Genomic DNA, 5,256 nt, shown 5'->3' with positions numbered 1-5,256 from the left:
ACACCTACTTCACCAACCACTACTCCTCGCAGGACCCCGACCCCAAGGTGCAGGCCTTCGTCCAGGCCTACAAGGCGAAGTACAACGACTCGCCGGACGGCTTCGCCGCCCTCGGCTATGACGCGGTCTACCTCCTGGCGGACGCCATCCAGCGCGCCGGCTCGGCCGACCCCGCCAAGATCCGGCAGGCGCTGGCGGATACCAAGGGATTCCAGGGCGTGACCGGTACCATCTCCATGGACGCCAACCACAACCCCGTCAAGCCGGTCATCATCCTCGAGATGAAGGACGGGCAGCAGACCTTCAAGGCGCGCATCACGCCCAACCAAGGGTAGCGGCCCGGAGCCGGGAGCCGGAGGCAGGCGGCCGCCCGCGCGGGGCGCGGCGGCCGCCGCCGGTTGCCCGGGAGGACCCGCCCTCCGGCAGAACGACGCTGCCGGCCCGGCGCCACCGGAGCCGGCCCGGGAAGGAAGGTTCACCCCCATGACGGCCATCCTGCAGCAGATCGTCAACGGGCTCTCCCTCGGCAGCATCTACGCCCTGATTGCGCTGGGCTACACGATGGTCTACGGCATCATCAAGCTGATCAACTTCGCCCACGGGGACATCTACATGGTGGGCGCCTACGTCGCCTTCTTCGCCGTCTCGCTCTACAACATGAACCTGGGCGTGGCGCTCCTCCTGGCCATGCTGGTGGCCGCAGGCACCGGGGTCCTCATCGAGCGGGTCGCCTACCGCCCGCTGCGCAACGCACCCCGCATCGCCGCGCTCATCACCGCCATCGGCGTCTCTTTCATCCTGGAGAACGGCGGCATCCTGGTCCTCAAACCCGACCCGCGCGCCTTCCCGGATCCCATCCAGTGGCGGCAGATCCGCCTGCTGGGAGGCGGGCTGGTCCTCTCCACGCAGGATCTCTTCATCGTCGGCGTGACGGTGGCGATGATGCTCCTCCTGGTCTACTTCGTGCAGAGGACACGGACGGGCCGTGCCATGAGGGCGGTCGCCTACGACATGCAGGCCGCCGCCCTCATGGGCATCGACGTCGACCGCACCATCGCCGTCACCTTCGCCGTCGGCTCGGCGCTGGCGGCGGTGGCCGGCCTCCTGGTGGGCCTCTACTACAACCGCATCGACCCGCTGATGGGACTCATCCCCGGGCTGAAGGCCTTCATCGCCGCGGTGCTGGGCGGGATCGGCAGCATCCCCGGCGCCATGCTGGGGGGCTACCTGCTGGGCGTGATCGAGGCGCTGGTGGGCGGCACCCAGTTCAGCCTCTTCCGCGACGCCGTCTCCTTCGCCCTCTTGATCCTCATCCTCCTCGTCCGCCCGGCCGGCCTGCTGGGGCGGAACGTCCGGGAGAAGGTGTAAGCGGTGGTGAGGCGCTACCTGCGGGCGGGCAACCTGGCGGTGACGGCCGTGCTGGCCGCCGCCTTCCTGGCCGGGGAGGCGGCCATCGCCTCAGGCTGGCTCAGCCCCTACTACCAAGTCCAACTCTTCAGCGTCGGCATCAACGTCATCCTGGCAGTCAGCCTCAACCTGATCAACGGCTTCACCGGCCAGTTCTCCCTGGGCCACGCGGGCTTCATGGCGGTGGGCGCCTACACCGCGGCGGTGGCGACGACCCGCTGGGGACTCCCCTTCGCCGCAGCCATCCTGCTGGCCGCCCTCGCCGCGGCGCTGATGGGGCTCCTGGTGGGCGTGCCCACGCTGAGGCTGAGAGGCGACTATCTGGCCATCGCCACGCTGGGCTTCGGGGAGATCCTCCGCTCCGTCCTCTACAACGTCGACTACGTGGGCGGCGCCACCGGCCTCCTGGGGATCCCGCGGCTGACCACCTGGCCCTGGCTCTTCGCCATGACCCTCTTGACCGTGCTCCTGGTCAAGAACCTGGTCAACTCCAGTCGCGGGCTCGCCCTGAAGGCCGTCCGCGAGGACGAGATCGCGGCCGAGGACTCGGGCGTGGACACCACCAGGACCAAGGTGCTGGCCTTCGTGATCGGCGCCGTCTTCGCCGGCATCGGGGGGGCGCTTTACGCCCACTACTTCTTCGTCATCCAGCCGACCACGTTCAGCTTCCTCAAGAGCTTCGAGATCCTGGTCTACGTCGTCCTGGGCGGCCTCGGCTCCGTCACCGGCAGCGTGGTCAGCGCCGCCGCCCTCACCCTCCTCAGCGCCGCGCTGCAGGGGCTGGCCGCGCTGCGCATGGTGCTCTACGGGCTGGTGCTGGTGCTCCTGATGATCTTCCGGACCGGCGGTCTCTTCGGCACTTGGGAGCTGAGCTTCGAGGCGATGGGCCAGGCGTGGGGCCGGCTCCTCCGGCGCCCGGGGGCGGGCGGCGACCTCTCCGGGCCGGCCGCCCTCCCCCGCGCCGAGGCCGCCACCCTGCCCGACCTCCCGGAGGTGACCCCCGATGGCGCTTCTCAAGACCGTTGACCTGGGCATCGCCTTCGGCGGCCTGAAGGCCCTCTCCGGCCTCAACCTGGAGCTGGAGGCGGGCGAGCTGGTCGGCCTGATCGGGCCCAACGGCGCCGGCAAGACGACCGTCTTCAACCTCCTGACGGGCGAGTTCGCGCCCACCCAGGGCGAGCTCTTCTTCGACGGCCACCGCCTCGGCCACCTGAAACCGCACCAGGTCAACCGGTTGGGCATCGCCCGCACCTTCCAGAACATCCGCCTCTTCCGCGGCCTGAGCGTGCTGGAGAACGTCGAGGCGGCGCTCGGGGCGCGCATGGCGCCCGGCTTCCTGGCCACGATGCTGCGCCTGCCGGCCTACTACGAGCGGGAGGAAGCGATCCGCTCCCGGGCGATGGAGCTGCTGGAGCTGACCGGCCTCCGGGCGCACGCCCGCCAGCTGGCGCGCAACCTCCCCTACGGCCTGCAGCGGCGGCTGGAGATCGCACGGGCGCTGGCCACGCAGCCGAAGCTGCTCCTCCTAGACGAGCCGGCGGCGGGCATGAACCCCCAGGAGAGCCGCGTGCTGATGGATCTGATCCGCAATCTGCGCCGGCTCTTCGGCCTGACCATCCTCCTGATCGAGCACGACATGTCCGTGGTGATGGGCGTCTGCGAACGCATCGTCGTCCTCGACCACGGCGTGGAGATCGCGCGCGGCACCCCCGAAGAGATCCGCCGCAATCCGCGCGTCATCGAGGCCTACCTGGGCGAGGAGGCGGCCGCCGATGTTTCTTGAGCTGGAGGACGTCCACGTCAGCTACGGACCCATCGCCGCGCTGCGCGGCATCTCCCTCTCGGTGGAGGAGGGCGAGATCGTCACGCTCATCGGCGCCAACGGCGCGGGCAAGAGTACGACGCTCAACACCGTCTCCGGGCTCCTCCACCCGCGCTCGGGGCGCATCCTTTTCCGCGGCGCGGAGATCCAGCGCCTTTCGCCACAGGAGGTGGTGGCGCGCGGGATCACCCAGGTGCCCGAGGGCCGCCGGGTCTTCGCCGAGATGAGCGTGGAGGAGAACCTGCTCCTGGGCGCCTTCCAGCGCCGAGATGGCGCCGGCGTCCAACGCGACTTGGCCGCGGTCTACGAGCGTTTCCCGGTCCTCGCCGAGCGCCGGCGCCAGGCGGCGGGCACGCTCTCCGGCGGCGAGCAGCAGATGCTGGCCATCGGCCGCGCGCTCATGGCCCGGCCGGCGCTGCTCCTCATGGACGAACCGTCCATGGGGCTCTCGCCCATCCTGGTGCAGCAGGTCTTCGAGATCATCCGCCAGATCAACGCCCAGGGGACCACCATCCTGCTGGTCGAGCAGAACGCCCACATGGCCCTGAAGGTCGCCCACCGCGGCTACGTGCTGGAGACCGGCCGCATCGCCCTGCACGGCCCCGCCGCCGAGCTGGGCGCCAGCGAGCAGGTGCGCAGCGCCTACCTCGGCGCCGGTTGAGCCGAGCGGCGCCGGCCATGCGAAAGGACTTGCCTTTCTGGTTGAAGTTGACGCCGCTGACAACGCTTTTTATCGTGGAACTGGCCGCGCCTCCCCCCCCCCTCGTGCGGGCCGGGCGGCCGCGGCATCCTTCATGGAGTGGGGGCGGTTCCATGCTGGGCGGCTACGCGAACCGGATCGCCTGGATCGACCTGACGAGCGGGCAGATCGAATACCGGCCCATGGACGAACGGCTGGCGCGCACCTACATCGGCGGCCGCGGCCTGGGCGTCCGCCTCGTGCTGGACAACGGGCCCGACGTCGATCCCCTCTCCCCCGAGAACATCCTCTGTTTCATGACGGGACCGGTCACCGGCACGCTGGTCAACATGAGCGGGCGCATGGCGGTGGTCACCCGCTCGCCCCTCACCGGCACCGTCACCGACTCGCACCAGGGCGGCTGGAGCGGCGCCCGCCTCAAGTGGGCGGGCTTCGACGGCCTCGTCTTCCGCGGCCGTGCCGACCACCCCGTCTACGCCTACGTGGAGGACGGGCGCGTCGAGCTGCGCGACGCGCGGCCCTTCTGGGGCAAGGGCGTGCACGAGACGGTGGCGGCGCTGCGGGAGGCGCACGGACGCGAGGACGTCAGCGTCGTCGCCATCGGCCCGGCGGGCGAGAACCAGGTGCGTTTCGCCTGCCTGATCAACGAGAACGACCGCGCCTCCGGGCGCGGCGGCACCGGCGCGGTGGCCGGCTCCAAGAACCTGAAGGCGGTGGTCATCAAGGCCCCGACGCGCCTGCCCAAGCCGGCCGATCCCGAGGCCTTCCGCCCCGCCCACGACGAGGCGATCCGCCTGATCGCCGAAAGCCCCATCACGGCGCCGCGCAAGGGCGGTCTCTCGCTCTACGGGACCAACGTCCTGATGAACATCGCCAACGTGGCCGGCGCGCTGCCCGTGCGGAACGCCCAGACCACCACCATGGCCACGGCCGAGCTGACCTCGGGCGAGTGGGTGCGCGAGCACATCCTGGTCGACGAACCCACCTGCCACGCCTGCCCCGTCGCCTGCAAGAAGGAGGTCGAGATCCAGGAGGGCCCCTTCAAGGTACGGGGCGAGTCCTTCGAGTACGAGTCCGCCTGGGCGCTGGGGGTCAACTGCGGCAACGACGACGCCGCCTCCATCGCCTACATGATCCACCTCTGCAACGACCTGGGCATCGACACCATCGAGACGGGCAACGCCCTCTCCATGAGCATGGAGGCGAGCGAGCGCGGCCTCCTCGAGGGCGAGACGGCGCTGGCCTGGGGTGACACGGCGGCCATGGTGCGGGCCATCGAGGCCATCGCCCACCGCCGCGAGGGGCTGGGCGAGCTGCTGGCGGAGGG

At 70.4% G+C, this 5,256-nt stretch carries 6 protein-coding genes; all 6 read left to right on the top strand.

The features are described 5' to 3' along the window. The coding region (locus K6U79_10895) for an ABC transporter substrate-binding protein (GenBank protein MCL6522858.1) at nucleotides 1-335 on the top strand (335 nt) is incomplete at its 5' end. 148 nt (nucleotides 336-483) lie between these two features. Then, nucleotides 484-1,368, top strand: coding sequence for a branched-chain amino acid ABC transporter permease (locus K6U79_10890; protein ID MCL6522857.1), 885 nt, complete (start codon nucleotides 484-486; stop codon nucleotides 1,366-1,368). 3 nt (nucleotides 1,369-1,371) lie between these two features. Next, a complete protein-coding gene (locus K6U79_10885; protein ID MCL6522856.1) occupies nucleotides 1,372-2,433 on the top strand; it encodes a branched-chain amino acid ABC transporter permease in 1,062 nt (353 codons plus the stop codon). Beyond that, nucleotides 2,411-3,190: an ABC transporter ATP-binding protein gene (locus K6U79_10880; GenBank protein ID MCL6522855.1), complete on the top strand. Its 780-nt coding sequence runs from the start codon at nucleotides 2,411-2,413 to the stop codon at nucleotides 3,188-3,190. The genes K6U79_10885 and K6U79_10880 overlap by 23 nt, the downstream gene beginning before the upstream one ends. After that, complete coding sequence (locus K6U79_10875) at nucleotides 3,180-3,890, top strand: ABC transporter ATP-binding protein (GenBank protein ID MCL6522854.1); 711 nt, start codon at nucleotides 3,180-3,182, stop codon at nucleotides 3,888-3,890. Before K6U79_10880 ends, K6U79_10875 begins: the two co-directional genes overlap by 11 nt. Before the next feature lie 152 nt (nucleotides 3,891-4,042). Continuing rightward, nucleotides 4,043-5,256, top strand: a 1,214-nt coding sequence (locus K6U79_10870; GenBank protein MCL6522853.1) for an aldehyde ferredoxin oxidoreductase, incomplete at its 3' end; no start/stop codon positions are given.

It is taken from the genome of Bacillota bacterium (assembly GCA_023511835.1).
Classification (GTDB): domain Bacteria; phylum Bacillota; class Sulfobacillia; order JAIMAT01; family JAIMAT01; genus JAIMAT01.
This window is presented reverse-complemented; position numbering and strand designations above follow the sequence as displayed.